Source organism: Sphingopyxis sp. (genome assembly GCF_036261875.1).
Taxonomy (GTDB): domain Bacteria; phylum Pseudomonadota; class Alphaproteobacteria; order Sphingomonadales; family Sphingomonadaceae; genus Sphingopyxis.
In genome coordinates this window covers 1-23,323 of the sequence record NZ_DATAJZ010000038.1, presented here as the reverse complement: position 1 = coordinate 23,323, position 23,323 = coordinate 1, and the positions used below count along the sequence as shown (strand labels likewise).

Below are 23,323 nucleotides of genomic sequence, written 5' to 3'. Positions count from 1 at the left end.
CTAGCGAAGCTTGGAGAGGGGGGCGACGCCAGCGGACGCAAAACCCCCTCTCAACTTCGGCTAGGCAGCAAGCTGCCAAGCCTTCGTATCTCTCCCTCAAGGGGAGAGAATATGATCCTTACCTATGTCCGCAATCGGTCGCCAGCCGCCAATCAATTGCCCTCAGGCTGCGGCAGCAGCAGCGCGAGCAGGATCGCGCGGCATTCGCCGTCGATCGTGCCGTCGATCAGTTCGGGCCGGAACCGCCGCTGAAAGGCCACGGTCGCCGCGAAACCGTCGGTCACGTCGTAACCGAAGCGCTCAAGCGCGAGCAGAAAGCCCGCATCGGTCCACAAGGGGTCGGTCAGTTTCCTGGTCGGGCGCGGCAGCGCGAGGCGGCGGCGCGCAAGTTCCTCCCACGGAAAAAGCTCGCCCGGATCCTGCTTGCGGGTCGGCGCGATGTCCGAATGGCCGACGACATTGCCGCGCGTGATCGCATAGCGATCCTTGATCTGGTGGACGAGGCGGACAACCGACGCCACCTGCGGATCGGGAAAGGGCACATAGCCCCATTCGTGCCCCGGATTGACGATCTCGATCCCGACGCTCGCCGAATTGATGTCGTTCACCCCGCGCCAGTGCGACTTGCCAGCGTGCCAGGCGCGCTTGTCTTCGGGCACCATGTGCGTGATCTGGCCATCCTCGCTGACGACATAGTGCGCCGACACCTTCGCCTCGGGATCGGCAAGCCGATCAAGGGCTTCGGCGCCGGTCTTCATACCGGTATAATGGAGAACGATCATCGATATGGGCAGCGCGCGCTCGTCGAAATTGGGTGACCAGCGTTCGATAAAATCGCTCATGCGCTTTGCGGTCCATCCTGTCCCTGCCCTGCCTTTCCCCTGCGCCAGCGGATGGGAAAAAGCAAGGTCAGGCGGCCGCCTGCGACGCGATGGGCGAATGGCGGACCTGCTGGTCGGCGGGCTCGTAAAGGCCGCGCAACCGCGGGCTCGCGACGAACTGGTCGGTCTGCCCCAGCACCGTCTCACCCGCACCGAGGATGAGGAAACTTTGCGGCGCCGCCACCGCGCGCAGCCGCGCAAACGCCTTTTGCCGCATCGGCAGCGAGAAATAGAGCAGCAGGTTGCGACAGAAGATCAGGTCTGCGGGTGCTGCAAGCGGCGGCCGGTCGATCAGCATGTTCTGGACCGAGAAATCGACGCGGCGGCGCAAATCCGCCTTGGCGAGCCAGCCCGCTTCGGTCTGGTCGAACCAGCGCACCATCCGCTGCACCGGCAGGCCGCGCTGAATCTCGAACTGGCTGTAAAGCCCGACGCGGGCGCGGCCGACCGCGTGATAGCTGACGTCGGTGCCGACGATATCGACGCGCCACCCGGCCCATTTGCTGTCCTGTTCGGCCAGCAGCATTGCCATCGAATAGGCTTCCTGCCCCGTCGACACGCCGCAATGCCAGATCGTCAGCCGCCGCTCGCGCAGGTTGATGCGATGGATATATTCAAGCGCGCTGTTAGCAATATCGTCGAACACGCTATGTTCGCGATAGAAATAGGTTTCATTGTTGAGCATCGCATCGACCGTGTCGTCGAGCAGCTGGCGGCTGTTCGAGGTCACGAGCGCCGCGACGAGCGCGTCGAGATCGCTGATGCCGTGCCGCTGCATCACCGGTTTCAGCGACATTTCGATGCGCCAGATGCGGTTCGGCGACAGCGTCTGCCCGGTCCGCGATTCGAGCACGCCCATCAGCACGCGATAGGCCGATTCGCTCGCCGTCCCGCCCATCATGACGGACGGCGCCCGGGAAGATAGCCGCGCAGCATCAGCGCGATCGCGTCGGGGTTGAGCGTCGCCGCCGCGAGGCCGGCCTTCGCCACCGCGCCGGGCATTCCCCAGATCACGCAGCTTTCGGGCGCCTGGGCAAAGATCGTCCCGCCCGCCGCCTTGAGCCGCTGGGCGCCCTGCGCGCCGTCGCGGCCCATGCCGCTCAGCACGACCGCGACCCCGCCGGCGCCATAGGCTTCGGCGACCGACGCGAGCATCGGGTCGGCCGACGGACAACAGCCATTCTCGACCGGCCGCCGGTCGAGCGCGATCTCGCGGCGCGCGCCGCTCGCGATCACCATCAGATGCGCGTCGCCGGGGGCGAGATAGATATGGTCGCGTTCGACCAGCATCCCCGCGTCGGCCACGCACACCTTGCGCCTGGTCATCGTCGCGATCTGCCGCGCGTAAAATTCCATGAAGGCATCGGGCAGATGCTGGGTGAGCAGGATCGGTGCGGTGATCCGGGGATCGAGATGGGTCAGGAAATTGGCGAAAGCCGGAATGCCGCCGGTCGACGCCGCGACCGCAATACATTCGAGCCGCTGGTCGGCATCCACCGCGACCGCGGCCGGGGGAACCGGCGGGCGAAAGGCGATGCGCGCCGCCGTGGGAACGGGTTCAAGCTGCCCGAGCGACAGGATGCGATCGGTCAGCACTTCGGCAAAGCGGCCCGAGAAGCTGCCGCGGCCGGGCTTGGCGAGCGTGTCGCTGGCGCCGAGCGCGAGCGCTTCGATCGCCGCCGGGCCGCCTTCGACGCAGTTCGACGACAGGATCAGGACGCGGGCATTGGCGGCGCGTTCCAATATGTGCGGCAGCGCGTCGATGCCGTTCATCCCCGGCATTTCGATATCGAGCACGACGACATCGACGGGTTCTGACGCCAGAAAGGCCAGCGCATCATGCGCCGAGGCCACCGAGGCGCAAACCATCAGTCCCGGCGTCTGGGCGACGATGCGTTCGAGGATGCTGCGGACGACGAGGCTGTCGTCGACCAGCATCACGCGAACGCTGCGGCCTGCGGGGCGTTCCTTCCCCTGCGGATCGGTCGGCAGAAGAGCGGAGCGCGCCATCGATCAGGCCTCAGGCCACGCCGACGAGTTGCAGCTTTCCTTCGAGCGTTTCGCGGTCGAACGGCTTCATTACATATTCGTCGGCCCCCGCCTCGATCGCGGCGCGAATATGGTCGATGCTGTTCTCGGTGGTGCAGAAGACGACGCGCGGCCGATCCTCACGCCCATAGTCGAGATCGTTAAAGGCGCCGAGAAATTCCATTCCGCTCATCACCGGCATGTTCCAATCGAGCAGGATCACGTCGGGACGGTTCGCGCGACAAAAGGTCAGCGCCTCCTGTCCGTCGGCGGCTTCTTCAACCGAAAAGGACATACTTTCAAGGATATGACGCGCGACCTTGCGAATCACTTTGCTGTCGTCGACGACCAGACAAGATTTAGACATTTATGCCTCCGACCCCCGGGGTTGACGCCATGCTAGAACGAAGGGGTGTGCAGGGTGTTAATACGACCGGCATCACGCAGCCTTAAGCGCGGGCAGCGTGATAAAATGCGCCGGATCAACGACGAGCAAGGATTGTCCCTCATGCTCGATCATCGCTTCGGCGACGCGCGCCCAGCCCGGAAGCAGCTTGCCGGTGACCCGCGCCTCGGGCGCGTCGATGAAGCAGACGTCCTCGATCGCGTCAGCGAGCAGCGCATAGCCGTGCTCGGCGACATCGACGACGACGACGCGCTGGCCAGCAACGGCCGGAACCGGGGCCAGGCCGACGACGACATGCGGATCGATCAGCGTGAAGACGCGGCTGCGCAGCGCAAACAGCCCCGCGACGTGCGGCGGCGCGGCGGGCACCTCAACCGGGGTGCCGACCGCGACGACCGAATGGATCGAGCGGCTGCGCAGCGCGACGCGCGTGTCGGCGATGCGCGCGATCAGATAGAGCTTTTCCATCATGGGCGCCCTCCCCCGACATGGCGGCGCAGCGCCTCGAGCAGCGCGCCGCGATCGTAGCGATAGACAGTGTCGTCGTCGGCGCCGGCCGCGGCTGCCGAAGCACGCAGCCGGATTACCGGTACATCGCCGCCATCTTGCGCGCAAATGCCCGCATCGGTCAGGCAGAGCAGCACGTCGGCCGCTTCGTCGGAACCTTCGGGCACGACGCGATAACCCGCGCTCCGCAGGATCGGCGCCAGAAAATTGTCGCCCCAGCTGTCGCGGTCGTCGGCGAGGCGGCACACCGGCTGGCGCGCCGCGGGCGCGGCGGCCAGACCGGGCGCATATTGCTCCATCAGCCAGAAGGGATCGACGATCTCGACCGGCTCGCCGCCGATCAGCACCACGCCCGCGATCAGCCCCGGCGCCGCGGCCGGCTGAGTCATGTCGGGCAGGCGGACGATGTCGATCACCGCCTCGATCGGATAGCAGAGCACCATCTGCCCGTCGTAGAGGCGCAGCAGCTTCAGCGCGCCATGATCCTCGGGCAGCCGCGCGGCGTGGACCGGGAAGATGTCGTCGCCGATCTGCACCTGGATACGGCCGGCGCTTTCGAAGAGCGCCAGCGCGGGCACTTCCTCAACGCGTTCGATGACCGACAGACGGACGCCGCGCGTGCGGCCGCCGACGTCGCGGAACAACAGAAGCTGCGCGGCGCCGCGTTCGGCGGCCGCGCTGGCGTCGGCCTCGACCGCACGGTCCATGCCACGTCCCGCTTCCGACGCATCGATCGCGGCGGCGGCGAGAATCCCCTGCACGTCGAGCAGCAGCACCGGCCGGCCATTGTCGGGAAGCGTCGTTCCCGCATAGAGCCCGGTCGCCATGATCATCGGCGCCGCGGGCTTGATCACCAGTTCCTCATGGTCGTGGATCGCCGCGACGCTGAGCGCATAGCTCTGCCCCTGCCCCGGCCGGACGAGGACGAGCGCGCGGTCCTCGACATCGTCGCCCGGGTCGCGCTCGCGGCCGAGGACGGTTTCGAGGCGGAGCAGCGGGAAAGGCTCGCCGCGCACGGTGACGAGTTCGCCGCCGCCGATGCGCTCGATGCGGACGCTGTCGTTCGTCTCGAGCAGGATTTCGCGCACCGAGCCGCGCGGAATCGCGAAATATTGCCCCGCCGCGCGGACCATCAGGCCCGAGATGATCGTCAGCGTCATCGGCACGCGCAGCACGACCGCGAGGCCGCGGCCTTCGTCGTTGCGCAGGTCGACGACGCCGCCGATCTTCTCGACATTCGCCTTGACGATATCCATGCCGACGCCGCGGCCCGAAATGGCGGTGATCTTCGACGCCGTCGAAAAGCCGGGACGAAAGATCAGATCGAGCTTTTCGCGCGGGGTCAGCGCCCGCGCGTCGGCCGCGGACAGCAGCCGCGCCGCGATCGCCTTCTGGACCAGCGCGTCGGGCGACAGGCCGCGCCCGTCGTCGCGCACCTCGATCTCGATCTGGTTGCCCGACTGGCGCGCCGACACCGAAATGCTGGCGGTGATGTCCTTGCCCGCCGCGACGCGGTCGTCGAGCTTCTCGATGCCGTGATCGATCGCGTTGCGGACGATGTGGATCAGCGGATCGCGGATATTCTCCATCATCTCGCGGTCGAGTTCGACCTCGCCGCCGCTGGTGGCGAAGCGGATTTTCTTGCCGAGATCCTGTGCCAGGTCGCGGACGATGCGCGGCAGCGGCGCGAACAATTTGTCGATGCGCTGCATCCGCATCTGGCTGACCGACTGGCGCATTCCCGCAATCGAATCCGACAGGCGGTCGAACGACGCGATCAGCGACGGATCAACGCCCGTTTCACGGAGCATCCGCGCGAATTCGTTGCGCGCGAGGACGATGTCGGTGACTCCGGTCATCACGCTGTCGAGCAGGGGCAACGGCACGCGGATCGTTCGCCAGCCCTGCGCATCGATCGCGAAATCATCCTCGCGGCGAAGCTGGATCTCGCCGCCATCGGCGGTGGTTTCCGGGGCTTCGGGGGTTTCTCCATCCGCCGCCAGGGCCGCGATGACATCGCGATCGTCGCCCGGCGGCTCGACCCCCGCCTGTCCCAACAGCGCGCAAAGCTGCGACAGACGATCGACGATGCCCAGCACGCCGGTGACCAGCTCGGCATTCGCGGCGCGATTCCCGCGGCGAACCTGATCGAGCGCATCCTCGGCGGCATGGGACAGCGCCGTAACTCGCGGCAGCGCGAGAAAGCTCGAACTGCCCTTGATCGTGTGAACGAGGCGGAAAATCGCATCGAGCCGGGCGCGGTCGGCGGGGTCCGCTTCCCACGCCACCAGCGCCCCGCCGGCCTCGGCAAGGATTTCCGCCGTTTCGGCAAGAAAATCGGTCAGCAGATCGTCCATCGCGTGTCGGCGCGCCCCAAAAATTCGAGGCTCCACCATGGCCGACAATGGTTAATGGAGAGTTTGCTCTTGGGAGAATATGAAAGATTTTTGCGCCCGAGAATCGGGCGCTCAGCGCTCCTTCAGCACCGCCCCGACCAGCAGCGAGGTCGGCGTTTCCCGCGCCAGCATCACCGTGCCGCCATTCTGCTTCGCGACCGCCTGCACCAGCACCGCGGGCGCGGTGCGCGAGGTCATCGCGCTCGCGCCTTCGCCCTCGGCCAGGATGCGCTCGACATCGGCGTCGAGGAACAGGCGCTCGGCCTCGACATGCAGCGCGATTTCGATACCCCCCGCCCCCTGATTTTCGCAGCCGATGTCGAGCCGTCCGCCGCGCACCAGCGCATCGACGAGCAGCAGCGACAGGTTGAGGATGATCTTGACCGCGGGCTTGGGCAGCGGGTCGGCGCCGATCATCCAGTTGAGCTCGATCGCGCGGTCGCCGATGATGCCCTCGATCGCCGACTTCGCCTCGTCGGCAGGAACGCGCTCGCCGAAGCCGCCCGCCGAGCCGAAAGCCAGGCGGAAGAATTTGAGCTTGTTCGCCGACGTTCGCGCGCTCTGTTCGAGCAATTCGATGCAGCGCGCGCGCATCTCGGGGTCTTTTTCATCGGCCAGCAGTTCGAGGCCGTTGGCGAACGCCCCGACCGGGCTCAGCAGATCATGGCACAGCCGCGAAGCGAGCATGGAGGCGAAATCGACGCGATCGTCGGACATGATGGACAGGCTCCCCGCAGACCGGACCTTTCCGGTTCGCGCCTGCTCCCTAAGGCAGGGACATGGTTAAGGGCAAGGGCGAAGCCTCGTAGAGCCGGTCCCGCACCTTGAAATTCCGCCGCTCGCTCCCATATCGCGGTCAATGTTGGGGGACGACGAAATACTGACCGTGATGCTGTCGGGCGCCGCTGCCGGGCTGCGGCTCGACCGAGCGCTTGCCGAGGCGCTTCCCGACCTTTCGCGCGAGCGGTTGAAGACGCTGATCAAGGGCGGCCGCGTCGCCGATGCCGCCGGAACCGTGCTGTGGGACCCGTCGGCCAAGACCGCGACCCCCACGACGCTGGCGGTCCGCCTTCCCGCTCCGGCCCCCGCGCACAATATCGCGCAGGACATGAACCTCGTCATCGCCTATGAGGACGAGCATCTGATCGTCGTCGACAAGCCTGCCGGGATGGTCGTCCACCCCGCCGCGGGCAATCTCGACGGCACGATGGTCAACGCGCTGCTCCATCATTGCGCGGGACAGCTTTCGGGGGTCGGCGGCGTCGCCCGCCCCGGCATCGTCCACCGCATCGACAAGGATACCAGCGGGCTGATCGTCGCCGCGAAGCACGACAAAGCGCACGAAGGCCTCGCAAAGCAATTCGCCGCGCACAGCATCGACCGCCGCTATCTCGCGCTCGCGACCGGGCGCCCGATGCCCGCGAACGGCACCGTCGACGCCGCGCTCGGCCGGTCGGCCACCAACCGCAAGAAGATGGCGGTGGTCGCCGCAGGGCGCGGGAAACATGCGATCACCCACTATCGGACGATCGAGCCGCTGAAGGGTGCGACGCTGGTCGAATGCCGGCTGGAAACCGGTCGCACCCATCAGGTGCGCGTTCATATGGCGCATATCGGTCATCCGCTGGTCGGCGACCCGGTCTACGGGCGGGTCAAAAAGCCGCTTTCGGAACTATTAAAAGCCCGTAACTTCGCGCGTCAGGCGTTGCACGCGGCCCATTTGGGCTTTATTCATCCGGTGACGGGTAACCCGATCGCGCTCGACAGCGAACTCCCCCCGGATATGCGGGAACTGCTCGATGAATTGCGCGTTTAAGTTTCGAATGAAAATCTATCTCGACCGCTGGAGGCAACCGCGGCATTCTCTCCTCTGAAATATTAGGGAAGACGCTAAAAATGGCTCATAAAAGCAATGTTCCGGCCACGGTGCCCGCGCTCGGCGGTGAGGCGAGCCTGAACCGCTATCTGGCCGAAATCCGCAAATTTCCGCTGCTGACGCCCGAGCAGGAATATATGCTCGCGAAGCGCTTTCAGGAGCATGGCGACAATGAAGCGGCGGCGCAGCTCGTCACCTCGCACCTTCGCCTCGTCGCGAAGATCGCGATGGGCTATCGCGGCTATGGCCTGCCGGTCAGCGAGCTGATCAGCGAGGGCAATATCGGCCTGATGCAGGGCGTGAAGAAGTTCGACCCCGAACGCGGCTTCCGCCTCGCCACCTATGCGATGTGGTGGATTCGCGCCTCGATCCAGGAATTCATCCTCCGCTCGTGGAGCCTCGTGAAGATGGGCACCACCGCGGCGCAGAAGAAATTGTTCTTCAACCTCCGCCGGATGAAGAATAATCTCGAAGCGTTCGAGGATGGCGACCTCAGCCCCGAACATCTCACCAAGATCGCCACCGACCTCGGCGTGACCGAGGACGAGGTGGTCAGCATGAACCGCCGCATGGCGATGGGCGGCGACACATCGCTGAACGTGCCGATGGGCGAGGACGGCGACAGCCAGTGGCAGGATCTGCTCGGCGACGAGGGCCCGCTCCAGGACGAACGCGTCGCCGAGGCTGAGGAACGCGACGTGCGCCACGCGCTGCTGAGCGAAGCGCTCGCGACCCTCAACGAGCGCGAACGCCATATCCTCACCGAACGCCGCCTGACCGACGACCCCAAGACGCTCGAGGATCTGAGCCAGGTCTATGACGTCAGCCGCGAACGCGTGCGCCAGATCGAGGTGCGCGCTTTCGAGAAGCTGCAAAAGGCGATGCTCAAGCTCGCGGGCGACCGGCGTCTGATCAACGCCTGAGCCGAAAGATCGCGGGTGCCCTGACGCGCCGGATGTTCCGACCGAGGAGACATGCCATGCGTATCCTTTCGTTCACTCTCGCGGCTCTCGCCCTGTCCGTTCCCGTCATCGCCGCCGAAGCGCCGGCGAAGGTGACGGTGACGCTGGCGAATTTCAGCTTCACGCCCGCCGACCTGCACCTCCATGCCGGCCAGTCGGTGACGATCCATTTCACCAACGGCGGCTCGGGCGGGCATGATTTCACCGCCCCCGAATTCTTCGCCGCCGCAACGATGGACGCCGCGAACCGCGCCCGCGTCGAAGGCGCCAAGGGCCGCGTTTCCCTCGGCAAGGGCGAAAGCAGCGACGTGACGCTGACGCCTAGGGCAGGCACCTATAAAGCGCATTGCTCGCACTTCATGCATTCGTCGCTGGGCATGACGGGCAAGGTCGTCGTCGACTGAGATAGCGGTCGCCCCCAGCCCTTTAAAAGGCACCCTGCGCTCCCGCGAAGGCGGGAGCCCATCTTCGCCGATGCCATTTTGAACCGGCAGGAGATGGGTCCCCGCCTTCGCGGGGACACGCGGCTTTTCTACGTCGGCTACAGTCAGAAGCGCCGCACATATCCCGCATAAAGCTGAAAGTCCGGGCTGTCGCGATTGAGCCCGAGGTTCACGCCCGCGTCCCATTGGCTGTCATCGCTGGTCTGCCACCCCGCCGAAAGCCCCGCCAGCCACTCGCTCGCGTGCCCCGCCGGGTCGCGGTCGCGGGTGAAGGAAATCTCGGTCGATACCGACACCGCGTCCGACAGGTCAAAACCCAGCCCCGCAACGGTGCCATAAGCGAGATGCCGGCCATCGCCGTCGCCGTCCACCGCGGCATCGACGTGCGGCGTCAGCCCGATCGACACCGGTCCCGCCTCGATCCCGATCGGAACGAGCAGCCCCGCGCCCCAATCGCCCGCCCCCACTCCGTTCCCGTCGGTCGGCAGGCTGGCATAGGGCATCGCGGCGATCGAAAAGCCCGATCCGTCGGGATTGCGCAGATTCTGCCGCAGCGCGAGCGCCACATCGCCCGTGCGCGTCCGCTGGCGCACGGTGCCGAGCGCCGCGTCGCGCTCGCGGACGTGGCCGATCGCGGTCCACCCCACCTGCGCCTCGAGCGACGGGGTCAATCCGATCCGCAGCAGCGCGTCGCCGGCCAGGACCGTGTCGGTGCGCTCAGGCCCGTCCTGCTCGCGCGTCCAGTCAGCAAGCCCGAGTTCGAAGACGATCCGCCCCGGCTCGACGGTGCAGGCCGGGGTGCCGAGACCGGGGCGATCCGGGCAAAGATCGCGCCCCTCTTCGGCCATCGCCGGGCACGCAGCGGCAAGCGCCACGAGCAGAACGAATCCGCCGCCCATCAAGCGAAGTCTGGGACGATGATCAGGTCTTTTCCTTTGCATCCCGCTCGACTACGCCGGATCGATGCGAAGGAAAAGCAAGGCGCGCACGAAATTCACGATGGGACGGCTTTTCAAGACCACGGCCAAGATCGTCCTTGGCTTCATCCTCGTCTCGGTCCTCTGGGTACTGCTCTATGCGGTGGTGCCGCCCCCGGTGACCATCACCATGCTGACCGACGGCAATGGCATCACCAAGGACTGGACGGGCCTGTCCCATATCGACCGCAACATGGTGCGCGCCGCGATCGCCGCCGAGGACGGCAAATTCTGCAGTCACGACGGGTTCGACCGTCAGGCGATCGAACAGGCGATCGAACGCAATGCCAAGGGCAAGCGCATCCGCGGCGGCTCGACGATCAGCCAGCAGACCGCAAAGAATGTCTTCCTGTGGCAGGGCAGCGGCTGGACCCGCTACCTCCGCAAGGTGCCCGAGGTCTGGTTCACCTTCCTCATCGAGAAAGTCTGGAGCAAAAGGCGGATCATGGAGGTCTATCTCAACGTCGCCGAAACCGGTCTCGGTACCTATGGCGTCGAAGCGGGCGCGCAGCGCTATTTCAAGCATGGCGCAGACAAGCTGACCCCGCAGGAAGCCGCGCGCATCGCCGCAATCCTGCCGCTGCCCAAGAAGCGCGAAGCAATCAGTCCCTCGGGCTTCACGCGGCGCTACGGCAATTCGATCCGCGCGCGGATCGGGGTTGTCGGGCGCGACGGGCTGGATGCGTGCGTTTATAAATAAATAGGGTATGATTTGGGGTGGTGAGCGGACGCTGGCTTATCCACCGTTCGTCATCCCGGGCTTGACCCGGGATCCCGCTTTTTCCTGCGAATGAACGGTCTTCGATCTCAAGCGGGACCCCGGATCAAGTCCGGGGTGACGATGAAGGAGAGGTTCGGCTCTAGTCGCTTGCGCGCCCTAAGCCGGCTTCCAACTCTTCCGCTCTTCGGCCTGCTTGAGCACCTCGAACGCCGCCTGCCCCGCAGCGAAGCGCTTCGCCGCCTCGGCGTCGCCCGGCTTGACGTCGGGATGGCATTCCTTGGCGAGATTGCGCCACGCCCTCTTCGTCGCCTCGAAATCGGCGTCGGGTTCGAGGTCGAGTATCTCCAGCGCGCGCATCTCGTCGGCGCTGCGGCTGCCGTCACCCGATCCGCCCCAGGCATAATGCTGGGCGCGGGCATAGCTGCGCGCGCCCTGCGCTTCCTCGGCCGCGCGTGCCGCGGCATCCTCGGCGGACAGGCCGGCGAAATAGTCCCAGCTGCGATTATATTCGGCGGCGTGGGTTTCGCAGAAATACCAGCGTTCGGGGCTGTTCGGCGATTTGGGCGCAGGGCAGTTGCCGGGGTTGGTGCAACCGTGACGGTCGCACAGCCGAACCTTCTGCGTTTCGCGCGACGAACCATAGGGGCGCCAGCGGGGAAAACCCCAATCGTCGGATCTCTTGGCGCGGCTCATCGCGCCCATGTAGCGATTGGGAGGCGCAATGGCTAGGCAGGGCGGCCCAAAAAGCTAGTCTTTCGCGGCGTAACCGAACGCCTTGTGCGCCAGCTTGACCACCGCGGGGTCGAGAGCCGGCGGCGTCATCGGCACCGCCGCCTCCAGCGTTTCGGCGATATGGGTGAGCGCGGCGATGCGCGCCGCCTTCTTGTTGTTGCCGTCGATCACCTTCCACGGCGCCCAGCGCGTGTCGGTCTGCTGGAACATCTCGTCCATCGCGGCGAGATAGTCCTTGCGCTTCGCGCGGTTGCGATAATCCTCGGCGCCGGTCTTCCACCGCTTCCACGGATCGTTCAGCCGGTCGGCGAAGCGCTTGTCCTGCTCGTCCTGCGTGATGTGGACGAACAGCTTGACGAGGTGGGTGGCGCTGCCGGTCAGTTGCGCTTCGAACTCGTTGATCTCGTCATAGCCCTTGCGCCATTCGGCGTCGGTCGCGAAGCCCTCGACGCGTTCGACGAGGACGCGGCCGTACCAGCTCCGGTCGAAGATCGAGATTTCGCGGTTGCCGGGCAATCGCTTCCAGAAACGCCAGAGGAAATGGCGCGCCTTCTCCTCCTCGCTCGGCGCACCGATCGGCCACACCTCGAAATAGCGGGGGTCGAGCGACGCGGTCAGCCGCTGGATGATCCCGCCCTTCCCCGCCGCGTCCCAGCCCTCGAGCATGATGACGCTGCGCTGGCCATGGGTGATGTGCGCCGCCTGTAACCGTTCGAGCCGATCCTCCAGCGCCGCGAGATCCTTGCCATAGTCGCCGTCATATTTGGCGCCGGCTTCATAGTCGGAGAGCGAGATGGTCATCGCGCCTTCCTATCCAGTCGCGGACGCCGAACCAAGCGGGCGATGCATTATGTCCGGTTCCGGCACAGCCGGACGCGTCAAAGCGTGGCGGCGATCAGACCGGCGACGCGCTCCGGCGCTTCCATCGGGATGAAATGGCTGTGCGCGTCCCAGAGTTCGTCGCGCTCGGCATGGAGCGCCGGACCCAGGCCGGTCCAGGTCGGACTCTGCGAAAAATCCATCGCGTCGCCGCGCGTCCCCTGCGGCGCGCGGATCAGCGTCACCGGCGTCGTCACATCGCCCAGCCAGGCGTGCGGATCGGTGCGCAGCGCATTCTGGTACATCGAAGCTTCGAGCGCCGGTGGACAGGCGAGTTCATAGCCCTCGCCCGACGCCGCGGGCAGCAGGCCATGGTCGCAATAATCAGCGAGCACCCGCGGCTCCCAGCGGCTGTAGGGCGGACGATCGGCAAAACGCGCCCGCATCTCTTCGGCACTCGCCCATATGTTGCGGCGGCGCGCGACCGGATGCTCGGCCGGATCGGGCACCGGCAACCTATCCTGCCCCCGATAGAGGCCGGGATCCATGATCACCGGGTCGATAAGGATCAGACGGCGAAAGGCATCGGGCCGCTCGGCGGCGAGCCGGGTCAGCACATATCCCCCCATGCTGTGTCCGCAGCCGACCAGCGGCGTCCCCGCGAAGCGATCGACAAGCGACAGCAGCGCCGCGGCATTGCCGGTCCAGTCCGCGAGCGACGCGGGCTTGAAGCTGCGCCCATGACCGCGATGATCGGGCGCGACGACATGCGTCCCCGCCGGCAGGGCGGCGGCGACCCGGTCCCACAGCCGCGCATGGAAACCCGTCGCATGGAGCAGCAGCACCGAAGCCCCCGCCCCCGGCGCGCCCCACTCGAACCAGCAGATATCGCCGCCCGGCGCCTTGAGCCGGTGTTCCCGAGGTTGCCCCATCTAAATCGTCATCCCGGCGAAGGCCGGGATCTCACCGTCTCGACCTGACGCACCAGCGAGATCCCGGCCTTCGCCGGGATGACGAAAAAAGAAGGCAGACGCTTTACCCACGCTCAGCTCTTCGGGCCGTCCACCAGGCGGATGCTCAGTTCCTTGAGCTGCTTCTCGCTGACCGGCGCCGGAGCGCCCATCATCAGGTCCTCGGCCTTCTGGTTCATCGGGAAGACGACGACTTCGCGGATATTCGGCTCGTCGGCGAGCAGCATGACGATGCGATCGACGCCCGGTGCCGAACCGCCGTGCGGCGGCGCGCCATATTTGAAGGCGTTGATCATGCCCGCGAAATTGCTGTCGACATCGGCCTGGCTGTAGCCCGCGATCTCGAACGCCTTGTACATGATGTCCGGCCGATGGTTCCGGATCGCGCCCGATGACAGTTCGACGCCGTTGCAGACGATGTCATATTGCCACGCGAGGATGTCGAGCGGGTCTTTCGTTTCGAGCGCTTCGAGTTCGCCCTGCGGCATCGAGAAGGGATTGTGGCTGAAATCGATCTTCCCGGTGTCCTCGTCGGTCTCGAACATCGGGAAGTCGACGATCCAGCACATCTCGAACTTGTTCGCATCGATGAGGTCGAGTTGCTCGGCGACGCGGGTGCGGGCAAAGCCGGCGAGCTTGGCCGCCACGGCTTCCTTGCCCGCGGCAAAGAACAGCCCGTCGTCGGGGCCGAGGCCGAGGTCGGCGGCGAGCGCGTCCATCTTCTCCGGCCCATGGTTCTTGGCGATCGGGCCGCCCCATTCGCCGCCCTTGCGCGTCGCATAGCCGAGGCCCGCAAAACCCTCGCCCTGCGCCCAGCTGTTCATATCGTCGAAGAATTTGCGGCTCTTCTCCGCCGTCCCCGGCGCCGGGATCGCGCGCACCACGTCGCCCACCGCGACGATGTCGGCGAAGCGACCGAAACCCGATCCCGCGAAGTGCGACGACACGTCGGTGATGATCAGCGGGTTGCGCAGGTCGGGCTTGTCGTTGCCGTATTTCAGCATCGACTCGCGGTACGGAATGCGCGGGAAGCTGCCCGCCGGGGTCACCGACCGGCCGTTCGCAAACTCCTCGAACACGCCCGCGAGCACCGGCTCGATCGCATTGAACACATCGTCCTGCGTCACGAAGCTCATCTCGAAGTCGAGCTGGTAGAACTCGCCCGGCGAACGATCGGCGCGCGCATCCTCGTCGCGGAAACAGGGCGCGATCTGGAAATAGCGGTCGAAGCCCGCGACCATCAGCAGCTGCTTGAACATCTGCGGCGCCTGCGGCAGCGCATAAAATTTGCCCGGATGGACGCGGCTCGGCACCAGATAGTCGCGCGCGCCCTCGGGCGACGAGGCGGTCAGGATCGGCGTCTGATATTCGGTGAAGCCCTGCTCGACCATGCGGCGGCGCAGGCTGGCAATGACGTTCGAGCGCAGCAGGATATTCTTGTGCAAACGATCGCGGCGCAGATCGAGGAAGCGGTATTTCAGGCGAATATCCTCGGGATAGTCCTGGTCGCCCGCGACCGGCATCGGCAGCTCGGCCGCCATCGACTGGACCGAAACGTCCCGCGCGCGCACTTCGATCGCGCCGGTCGGCAGGCCCGCGTTGACCGTCTCCGCCGAGCGCGCGACGACGTCGCCGGTGATCGTCACGACGCTTTCGGCGCGCAGGCCGTCAAGCGTCGCGAACGCCGCATCGCTACTGTCGGCGACGATCTGCGTCAGGCCATAATGGTCGCGCAAGTCGACGAAGAGCAGCCCGCCATGGTCGCGCTTGCGGTGCACCCAGCCCGAAACGCGGACATTCTGGCCGACATCCTCGGCGCGAAGCTGGCCGCAATTATGGGTGCGATAGGCGTGCATTTTGATCGTCTTTCAGTGATTGGAGAAAAGTCACACGATACGTGCTTTATATGGCCGCGCCTAAGGCAATGCGGCGCGCCATTTGTCAAGGGCGGACGGGGATTCGCCTCTCCGTCGGCAACCAGTTCATCTCTGGTAAATTTTCCTGCCCGTCGCGAAAAAGTCGCTGTATAGGCCCCATATGCAAATCCATCCGCTTATCGAAACCAGCGCCGCGCTCGTCGAATTTTTGGACCTGATCAAGACCAGCGATTTCATCGCGGTCGATACCGAATTCATGCGCGAAAATACCTTCTGGCCCGAACTCTGCCTGATCCAGGTCGCGGACAGCGACCATGCTGCGGCGATCGATCCGATGGCGCCGGGAATCGACCTGAAACCGCTGCTCGACCTGCTCGTCGACAATCAGGATGTGCTGAAGGTCTTTCACGCGGGCGGGCAGGATGTCGAAATCATCTTCAACCTGACCGGCAAAACGCCGCACCCGATCTTCGACACCCAGATCGGCCAGATGGCGCTGGGGCAGGCCGAGCAGGTCGGCTATTCCAATCTGGTCGAGGCATGGATCGGGCTGCAACTCGACAAGGGCGCGCGCTTCACCGACTGGAGCCGCCGCCCGCTCGACAAGCGCCAGATCGATTATGCGATCGGCGACGTCACGCATCTCGCGAAGATTTTCCCGATGATGCTGAAGAAGCTGATCAAGACCGGCCGCGGCCATTGGCTCGACGAGGAGATGGAAAAGCTCGCCAACCCCGCCAACTACAGCCTCGATCCCGACAAGGCTTGGCAGCGGATCAAGATTCCATCGCGCAAACCCGACGTGCTCGGGCGACTGAAGGCGCTCGCCGCGTGGCGCGAGCGCGAGGCGCGGACCAAGAACCTCCCGCGCGGCCGCATCGTCAAGGACGAGACGCTCGCCGACCTCGCCGCGCATCCGCCGAAGCAGCAGGAAGGGCTCGGCGGCGTGCGCGGACTGTCGGCGACGTGGAAGGCGAACGACATCGGCGGGCGGCTGATGGACGCGCTCGCGAGCGCCAAGCCGCTGTCGAAGGAGGATATGCCCGACCGCGCGCCGCGCGGGCCGGGGCTCGGTAAGGAAGGCGCGCTGGTCGCCGACCTTTTGAAGCTGCTCCTCAAGATTCGCGCCCGCGAACTCAACGCCGCCGCGCGATTGATCGCGCGCAGCGACGACCTCGAAGCGCTCGCCGCGGGCGGCCGCGACGGCATCGCGTTGATGCAGGGCTGGCGCTACGACGTCTTCGGCCACGCCGCCCTCGATCTGGTCGAGGGGCGCATGGGTTTCGCCGTGAAGAACGGCAAGCTGGTGATGAGCGAAATCGACACAGCGACGGCCAGCGAAGTCTGACCTGCGAAGACCGCGCCCTGCGTTAGATCGACATCACCCCAATCCCGCTCGTGTCGAGCGAAGTCGAGACACCCATCAGTGTCGCGCAAGGCCGATGGGTGTCTCGACTTCGCTCGACACGAACGGAGCGGTGGGTGAGATTAGAAGACCCGCCGTGCTCTAAAGCAGCACCAGCTCCGGCTTCGCATCGAGCGCCTGCGCGAGGATGCGCAGGCGGCGTTCGACCGATTCGCCCGCGAGATGGTGCCAGCCGGCATCGAGGCAGAGCCTGAGCTTGCCGTCGGCGAGCGCGATGCCGCTGGCCTTCAACGGCGCCTCGACGCCGCCGGTCAGCCGCTGTGCGAGGCGGATCGCCAGACCCCATTGCCGCGCCCGCGCCAGCCGCTCGTCGCTGACCAATCGGCCCATCGCGGGAAAGTCGGAATCGGCACCGCCGAACCCCGCATAGAGCGCCCGCGCCAGCAATATGCGCCCCTGAATGTCGATGCTGCGCCAATTACCGTGGAGGCCGATCTCGGTGCCGCGCTCGGCGCGGAAATCGGGGTTCGCCGACCAGGCGACGTCGCTGAGCAGGCTCGCGGCGAGGCGGACGCGGCTATCCTCCTGAGCTTCGTCGGCAAAGAGCGGAGCGATCCAGTCGGCGATCGCCCGGCCGTGCGGCGCGAACCGCGCCAATCGACGCCCCTCGAAATCGGCGGCGATGATCAGCGGATCCTGCACCCGCGTCTCGGCATCGAGCGCCTGGAACAACAAGCCTTCGCGCAAACCCGAGGACGACACCGTCATTTCGGGCACGTCGAGAATATTGACGAGCGCGGCGAGCAGCGCCGCTGCGTCGGGCAAGGCCGCCGCGCGGTTCGCCGCCATGCCGGGAATCGCGCGCAATTCCTCGAAGCTCAGCCGCTTCGTCGCACGGAGCAGGCGGCGGAGCGCGGTGCGCGGCAGCCTGTGCTGGTCGAGCACCGCGAGCGGATCTTTCGTCAGTTCGAGGTCGAGGCGCGACAGCGCGCGCCACGACCCGCCGACGAGATAGAGCGGCAAGCCCGACAGCCCGCCGTTCGGCCAGCCCGCGCTTTTCAGCATCTTGCGGATCGCGCGCTCGAACGCCTGTTCGCCATCCTTGCGCAGCGCGGGCAGGCGCAGCACGCCGAGCGGAAAGGAAGCGCGCCGCCCGACCGCACCGTCGGCGACCTCGGCAAGCTCCAGACTGCCACCCCCCAGGTCGACCGCGATCCCGCGCGCGTCGGGGATCGCCGACAGCACGCCGTACCCCGCCGCCTCGGCCTCTTCCTCGCCCGACAGCAGGCGAATTTCGAGCCCCGCTTCGGCAGCGGCGGCGATGAAAACCGGGCCGTTGGCGGCGTCGCGCACCGCCGCGGTCGCAACGCACTGCAGGTCGGTCACCCCCATATGCCGCGCGAGCAGCGCATAGCGGCGCAGCGCGATGAGACCGCGCTCGGCATCTTCGGGTGCGATGCGGCCGTCGATCGCGAGCCCGCGGCCAAGCCCCGCCGCGACCTTTTCGTTGAAGATCACCGCCGGCGCGCGCGCCGGGCCTTCATAGACGACGATGCGGACCGAGTTGGAGCCGATGTCGATCACCGCCGAGCGGCGCACGGCGTTCTTCGGGGAGCGGGAAAGGCTCAAAATCTATCGATCCTCGCGCATGGGAAAGTCGAGCGTGGGAACGTCGTGGCGCTTGTGCAGCGCGGTGCCGCGGCCCGACAGCGACGGGTTGTTCATGAAATAATGATGCAGGTTGAACGGCTTGTCGCCCGGAACCAGCCGGCGATAGGTGCCGTCTGGTTGCAGCACCCAACTTTGCTCATTGTCGATCAGATTGGCGACGAGCACCTGGTCGAGAATCTGGTCGTGCACCGTCGGATTCTCGATCGGGATCATATATTCGACCCGGCGGTCGAAGTTGCGCGGCATCCAGTCGGCGCTGGAGATATAGAGTTTCGCGCCGCTATGCGGCAGGCGCGCACCGTTGGCGAAGGCCCAGATGCGGCTATGCTCCAGAAAGCGGCCGACGACCGATTTGACGCGGATCGTCTCCGACAGCCCCGGCACACCGGGACGCAGGCAGCAGATGCCGCGCACGATCAGGTCGATCGGCACCCCCGCCGCGCTCGCTTCGTAAAGCTTGTCGATGATGCCGGGGTCGACGAGGCTGTTCATCTTCGCCCACAGGCCCGACGCCCGTCCCGCTTTCGCGGCCGCGATCTCGGCATCGACCAGGTCGCAGAGGTGCTGGCGCATGTTGAGCGGCGACATGGTGATGAGTTCGAGCCGCTCGGGCTCGACATAGCCGGTGATGTAATTGAAGAGCTGCGCCGCATCGCGCCCGGCGCGCGGGTCGGCGGTGAAAAAGCTCAAATCGGTATAGATGCGCGCGGTCACCGGATGATAATTGCCGGTGCCGAAGTGGCAGTAGGTGCGATAGCCCTGCCCTTCGCGGCGTACGACCATCGAGATTTTGGCGTGGGTCTTCCACTCGATGAAGCCGTAGACGACCTGCACGCCCGCGCGTTCGAGCTGGTTCGCCCAAAGGAGGTTCTGCTCCTCTTCGAAGCGCGCCTTGAGTTCGACGATCGCGGTCACCGACTTGCCCGCCTCGGCCGCCTCGATCAGCGCGCGGATCACCGGCGACTGATTGCCCGCGCGATAGAGCGTCTGCTTGATCGCGACGACGTCGGGATCGGCGGCGGCCTGGCGCAGGAAAGAGACGACGACGTCGAAGCTTTCATAGGGGTGATGGACAACGATGTCCTTCGAGCGGATCGCCGCGAAGCAATCGCCGCCATGCTCGCGGATGCGCTCGGGAAAGCGCGGCGAGTAAGCGGGGAATTTGAGGTCGGGCCGGTCGATGTCGACGAGCGCCGACAGCGCCGCGAGCCCGATGAAGCCGCCGATCTTAGCGACCATCGCCTCATGCCCCTGAATGTCGGCGCCCAGCACCTCCGCGATTTCGGCCGACATGTCGGCTTCGAGTTCGAGCAGGATGACGCGCCCGCGGCGGCGGCGGCGGATCGCAGTGCGGAACAGGCGGACGAGATCCTCGGCCTCTTCCTCGATTTCAATGTCGCTGTCGCGGATGATGCGGAAAACGCCGAGCGAGCGCACCGCGAAGCCCGGAAAGAGCAGGTCGGCGAACAGCTCGATCAGATATTCGATCGGCACGAAAGCGCTCGCTTCCCCCGGCACCGCGACGAAGCGCGCCAGCGAAGCGGGGATCATCACCAATTCGCGTACCGTATCGCCGGTCGCCTTGCGCTGAAGATCGAAGATCACGCCCAACCCGCGATTGGGAATGAAGGGAAAGGGGTGCGCGGGATCGAGCACCTGCGGGGTCAGGATGGGAAATATCTGGTCGATGAAATATTGGCGCAGCCGGGTGCGCAGCGCCTCCTTGTCCGACCCGGCGCCATGCACGACGATCCCCTGTTCGCCGAGCTGGCGATGCAGCAATTGCCATTCGCTCTGCTGCTGATCGACGAGACGGTTCACCTCGGCCTCGATCTCGGCGAGTTGCTGCCCCGGCGAACGGCCGTCGGCTGAGGGATCGTCGATCCCCTGAAGCTGCTGCCCCTTCAGTCCTGCGACGCGGACCATGAAGAATTCGTCGAGATTGCTCCCCGAAATCGACAGGAAGCGCAGTCGTTCGAGCAAGGGATGCGCGGGGTTGCGCGCTTCCTCCATCACCCGCCGGTTGAAGGCGAGCCACGACAGTTCGCGGTTGAAGAAGCGTTCGGGGCCGAAGGAAGGGGTCGCCGTATCGGCGTCATTGTCCGCGCGCAGGGGGCCGCCGGCTATCGACATGGTGTTGCATCCTGTCTTTCGAGAAGATCGGGGTCGATCAAGCCCTGTGACAGTAATGTTTCACGAATAAGACGAACGCCGATGCCGCGCCCTTTTTCGAGCGAGGCGGCGTCGAGCGCCGCGACGATGCGGTGGATCATCGCATAGCTGCGCTCCATGCGCGGCACGATATAGGAGGGCACTTCGGGCGCGATCGCGATGCCGCGCTGCGCGAACAGCGCCTCGATCAGGTCGCGCGCAAGGCAATCGTCGGGCTCGCCGATCGTCAGCACCGGGACGGCGGCGAGGCGCGAGCGCAGATCGGGCAACGCGATATTCCATTCCGCAGGCGGCGCGTCGGCGATGATGAGCAGCGGCGTGCCCGAGGATTGGGCCGCGTTCCAGGCGTGGAAAATCTCCTCTTCGGAGACGCTGGCGGGACCGTCGATCACCCGCCCGCCGGTTTCGCGCGCAAACAGGCGGCCGATCAGGCTGCGCCCCGATCCACGCGGGCCGGTCAGCACCGCGGTCCGCACCGGCCAGGTCGCGACGTGGCGAAGGTAGCGCACCGCGTCGGCGTTGCTCGCGCCAACGATCAGCGGCCCGTCGTTGGCGCCGCCGGCGCTCCAGTCGAGCGGCAGCGCGATCTGTCCCGAAGGTCCGGCCATCAGCGGCTGATCCGCAGTTGCCCGCCGCCCTCCTGCACCTTGAAGCCGCGCGCGGCGAGCGCCGCCTTCAGGGCCGCAAGGTCGCCGCGGAAGCTGACGCGCATCACCGAGGTGCCGCCGAGCGCGAGGCTGGTCGTCGACGCCGACTGCACCCCCGCGACGCCGCCGACCGCGCGTTCGGTCACCGACACCGAATCGACGTCGGGCGAGCTGTACTGGACAGTGAAGCTTTGCACCCCGGCGACGGGCGTCGCGGGCGTGCTGCTGTCGGTTTCGGTCGGCAGCGCGTCATCCTCGGTCACCGCCTCCTCGGGAAGGTCGGCCTTTTCGACCGGCTTTTCGAGGACAAGATAGGTGTCGGTCTTGAGCACGCCCGCCGCGAGCGCGCCGGTATAGATCGCATCCATCCGCGCGACCGCCTTCTCCATCATGTCGGGCAGCGCCGCCGGGCTGGGGCCGGTCATGGTGAAGCTGTCGATCAGCTTGTTATCGGGGCCGAAGCGCGCGGTGAAAACGCCCCGGATCGGCCCGCCGGGATAGCTGTATTCGACCCGCGCGATCGGGATCAGCACGTCGGCGGCGCCATATTGGTCGAGGATCACGCGCCACCAGACGCGGCCGCGGCGGCCGGTCTGCCCCGGATTGAGCAGCAAAGTGTCGGCGCCGGTGCCCGCGGTGCGGACATAGTCGATCGCGCTCTGCCCCGTATTATATTCGGCCCAGGCGCGCTGCCACGCGCTGCGCTGCTCGAACACCTGCTCGATCCCGTCGATCGAATAGACGGGGATGACGAGCAGGGGCGGCGAGCGCAAAGTGCGGCCGCTGACGCCGAGAATCTGCCCCGCGCGGACACGATCGAACTGGACGCCCAGCGTCGCGACATAGCGGCGTGGGCCGATCTGCTCCTTTTCGACGACGATCGCGGTGACGATGCCGTCGAGCACCGAATCGCCGAGCGCGGGGCCGTCGCTGCCGTTGATCCGCTTGTAGAGCTGCGCCCAGCCCTTGCGCTGCGCCTCGCGCCAGCCCTTTTCACGCGCATCCTCGGCATTGTCGCCGGTGACGTCGACGGTGATGCCGCTGGCGAGGAAATCGCCGCTGCTGTTGATCGGAGTGATGCCGCGATCGCCGCGCGCGATCTGCCCCTCGACGAGGCCCGCGACCAGGACCGCCAGAAACAGCCCGAAAAGCGCGGCCCAGCGCCAATCGCGGGGCACGAACGAGCGGAGCGGGAAACCGGGAGTCGAACGGGGGAAAGCGGCCGAAGTCATAGGGTTCTTACGCTTTGTTCCCAACCAAGATGCAACCATCACTCTGTCCGTCATTCCGGCGAAAGTCGGAATCTCGACCTCGTGCCATAATGCCCCGGCGAGATCCCGGCCTTCGCCGGGATGACGATTCCTGCAAGCCCTACGCGAAAGTCGAGGTCACCGACAAGGAAATCATGGCAATTATCGGCTGGAACCGTTAGTCGCGCGTGCCATGGATTCCAAGCACAACCAGCCCGCCCCTTACACATATGCGCAGGCCGGCGTCTCGATCGAGACCGGCAATGCGCTGGTCCGTGCCATCGCTCCGCTCGCCCGAGCGACGCGCCGCCCCGGCGCCGACGCCGACCTCGGCGGGTTCGGCGGCTTCTTCGACCTCAAGGCAGCGGGGTTCAATGATCCCTTGCTCGTCGCGGCGAACGACGGGGTCGGCACCAAGCTCAAGCTTGCGATCGATTCGGGCAAGCACGACGGGGTCGGCATCGATCTGGTCGCGATGTGCGCCAACGATCTGATCGTGCAGGGCGCCGAGCCCCTGTTCTTCCTCGACTATTACGCCACTGGCAAGCTCGACAATGATGTCGCGACCGAGGTCGTCGCGAGCATCGCCGAGGGCTGCAAGCAGGCGGGCTGCGCGCTGAT

22 protein-coding genes are annotated in these 23,323 nt (G+C 66.1%); 6 read left to right on the top strand and 16 right to left on the bottom strand.

All coding sequences use genetic code 11. The annotated features are described in order from the left end of the window. Positions 1-152: 152 nt before the first annotated feature. The 7 genes from VHO04_RS16605 to VHO04_RS16575 all read right to left on the bottom strand — a co-directional run bounded on the left by VHO04_RS16605 (position 153) and on the right by VHO04_RS16575 (position 6,935). On the bottom strand, positions 153-842 hold the full coding sequence (locus tag VHO04_RS16605; RefSeq protein WP_329629348.1) for an N-acetylmuramoyl-L-alanine amidase: 690 nt from the start codon (positions 840-842) through the stop codon (positions 153-155). Positions 843-909: 67 nt separating this feature from the next. Next, positions 910-1,782, bottom strand: a complete 873-nt coding sequence (locus VHO04_RS16600; protein WP_329629347.1) for a protein-glutamate O-methyltransferase CheR — start codon at positions 1,780-1,782, stop codon at positions 910-912. Continuing rightward, complete coding sequence (cheB, locus tag VHO04_RS16595; protein WP_329629346.1) at positions 1,779-2,891, bottom strand: chemotaxis-specific protein-glutamate methyltransferase CheB; 1,113 nt, start codon at positions 2,889-2,891, stop codon at positions 1,779-1,781. The genes VHO04_RS16600 and cheB overlap by 4 nt, the downstream gene beginning before the upstream one ends. 10 nt (positions 2,892-2,901) lie before the next feature. After that, positions 2,902-3,276 carry a response regulator gene (locus VHO04_RS16590; RefSeq protein WP_329629345.1) on the bottom strand — a complete coding sequence of 125 codons (375 nt, stop codon included), beginning with the start codon at positions 3,274-3,276 and terminating at the stop codon, positions 2,902-2,904. A gap of 72 nt (positions 3,277-3,348) precedes the next feature. Then, entirely contained in the window at positions 3,349-3,786 is a 438-nt protein-coding gene (locus tag VHO04_RS16585; RefSeq protein ID WP_257543451.1) for a chemotaxis protein CheW, read from the bottom strand. Continuing rightward, the gene (locus VHO04_RS16580; RefSeq protein WP_329629344.1) at positions 3,783-6,179 is read right to left on the bottom strand and encodes a chemotaxis protein CheA; all 2,397 of its coding nucleotides are present in this window, start codon (positions 6,177-6,179) and stop codon (positions 3,783-3,785) included. The genes VHO04_RS16585 and VHO04_RS16580 overlap by 4 nt, the downstream gene beginning before the upstream one ends. A gap of 111 nt (positions 6,180-6,290) precedes the next feature. Beyond that, the gene (locus VHO04_RS16575) at positions 6,291-6,935 is read right to left on the bottom strand and encodes a histidine phosphotransferase family protein (RefSeq protein WP_297663690.1); all 645 of its coding nucleotides are present in this window, start codon (positions 6,933-6,935) and stop codon (positions 6,291-6,293) included. A gap of 142 nt (positions 6,936-7,077) precedes the next feature. Between VHO04_RS16575 and VHO04_RS16570 the strand changes: the two genes are divergently transcribed. The 3 genes from VHO04_RS16570 (at position 7,078) to VHO04_RS16560 (ending at position 9,460) form a co-directional block, all read left to right on the top strand. Next, entirely contained in the window at positions 7,078-8,034 is a 957-nt protein-coding gene (locus tag VHO04_RS16570; RefSeq protein WP_329629343.1) for an RluA family pseudouridine synthase, read from the top strand. An 80-nt stretch (positions 8,035-8,114) separates the two neighbouring features. After that, the gene (gene rpoH / locus VHO04_RS16565) at positions 8,115-9,017 is read left to right on the top strand and encodes an RNA polymerase sigma factor RpoH (RefSeq protein ID WP_297663687.1); all 903 of its coding nucleotides are present in this window, start codon (positions 8,115-8,117) and stop codon (positions 9,015-9,017) included. Positions 9,018-9,073: 56 nt separating this feature from the next. Next, on the top strand, positions 9,074-9,460 hold the full coding sequence (locus VHO04_RS16560) for a cupredoxin domain-containing protein (protein ID WP_329629342.1): 387 nt from the start codon (positions 9,074-9,076) through the stop codon (positions 9,458-9,460). Between the two features lie 143 nt (positions 9,461-9,603). On the opposite strand, the gene VHO04_RS16555 is transcribed toward VHO04_RS16560, so the two are convergent. Then, entirely contained in the window at positions 9,604-10,398 is a 795-nt protein-coding gene (locus tag VHO04_RS16555) for a transporter (protein WP_329629341.1), read from the bottom strand. A 100-nt stretch (positions 10,399-10,498) separates the two neighbouring features. Between VHO04_RS16555 and mtgA the strand changes: the two genes are divergently transcribed. Beyond that, positions 10,499-11,176, top strand: coding sequence for a monofunctional biosynthetic peptidoglycan transglycosylase (gene mtgA / locus VHO04_RS16550; RefSeq protein ID WP_329629349.1), 678 nt, complete (start codon positions 10,499-10,501; stop codon positions 11,174-11,176). A gap of 177 nt (positions 11,177-11,353) precedes the next feature. Here the strand turns inward: mtgA and VHO04_RS16545 are convergent, their stop codons facing one another. From VHO04_RS16545 to aspS, 4 genes are all read right to left on the bottom strand, one after another. Beyond that, the gene (locus tag VHO04_RS16545; RefSeq protein WP_329629340.1) at positions 11,354-11,890 is read right to left on the bottom strand and encodes a J domain-containing protein; all 537 of its coding nucleotides are present in this window, start codon (positions 11,888-11,890) and stop codon (positions 11,354-11,356) included. A 54-nt stretch (positions 11,891-11,944) separates the two neighbouring features. Next, complete coding sequence (locus VHO04_RS16540; RefSeq protein WP_329629339.1) at positions 11,945-12,730, bottom strand: polyphosphate kinase; 786 nt, start codon at positions 12,728-12,730, stop codon at positions 11,945-11,947. Between the two features lie 77 nt (positions 12,731-12,807). After that, complete coding sequence (locus tag VHO04_RS16535; RefSeq protein ID WP_329629338.1) at positions 12,808-13,680, bottom strand: alpha/beta hydrolase; 873 nt, start codon at positions 13,678-13,680, stop codon at positions 12,808-12,810. 113 nt (positions 13,681-13,793) lie between these two features. Next, positions 13,794-15,575, bottom strand: a complete 1,782-nt coding sequence (aspS, locus tag VHO04_RS16530; RefSeq protein ID WP_329629337.1) for an aspartate--tRNA ligase — start codon at positions 15,573-15,575, stop codon at positions 13,794-13,796. Between the two features lie 181 nt (positions 15,576-15,756). Between aspS and rnd the strand changes: the two genes are divergently transcribed. Continuing rightward, positions 15,757-16,944, top strand: a complete 1,188-nt coding sequence (gene rnd, locus VHO04_RS16525) for a ribonuclease D (RefSeq protein WP_329629336.1) — start codon at positions 15,757-15,759, stop codon at positions 16,942-16,944. Between the two features lie 159 nt (positions 16,945-17,103). On the opposite strand, the gene VHO04_RS16520 is transcribed toward rnd, so the two are convergent. From VHO04_RS16520 to VHO04_RS16505, 4 genes are read right to left on the bottom strand one after another with little or no spacing between them, the layout of a single operon-like run. Continuing rightward, positions 17,104-18,561, bottom strand: a complete 1,458-nt coding sequence (locus VHO04_RS16520) for a Ppx/GppA family phosphatase (RefSeq protein WP_329629335.1) — start codon at positions 18,559-18,561, stop codon at positions 17,104-17,106. 33 nt (positions 18,562-18,594) lie between these two features. After that, the gene (locus VHO04_RS16515; protein ID WP_329629334.1) at positions 18,595-20,766 is read right to left on the bottom strand and encodes an RNA degradosome polyphosphate kinase; all 2,172 of its coding nucleotides are present in this window, start codon (positions 20,764-20,766) and stop codon (positions 18,595-18,597) included. After that, positions 20,757-21,413 (bottom strand): HdaA/DnaA family protein, encoded by a 657-nt coding sequence (locus tag VHO04_RS16510; protein ID WP_329629333.1) that lies wholly within the window; start codon positions 21,411-21,413, stop codon positions 20,757-20,759. Before VHO04_RS16510 ends, VHO04_RS16515 begins: the two co-directional genes overlap by 10 nt. Next, entirely contained in the window at positions 21,413-22,684 is a 1,272-nt protein-coding gene (locus tag VHO04_RS16505; RefSeq protein ID WP_329629332.1) for a heavy-metal-associated domain-containing protein, read from the bottom strand. Before VHO04_RS16505 ends, VHO04_RS16510 begins: the two co-directional genes overlap by 1 nt. Positions 22,685-22,895: 211 nt before the next feature. On the opposite strand from VHO04_RS16505, the gene VHO04_RS16500 reads away from it, so the two are divergent. Continuing rightward, a partial coding sequence (locus VHO04_RS16500) for a phosphoribosylformylglycinamidine cyclo-ligase (protein ID WP_329629331.1) occupies positions 22,896-23,323 on the top strand: 428 nt, incomplete at its 3' end.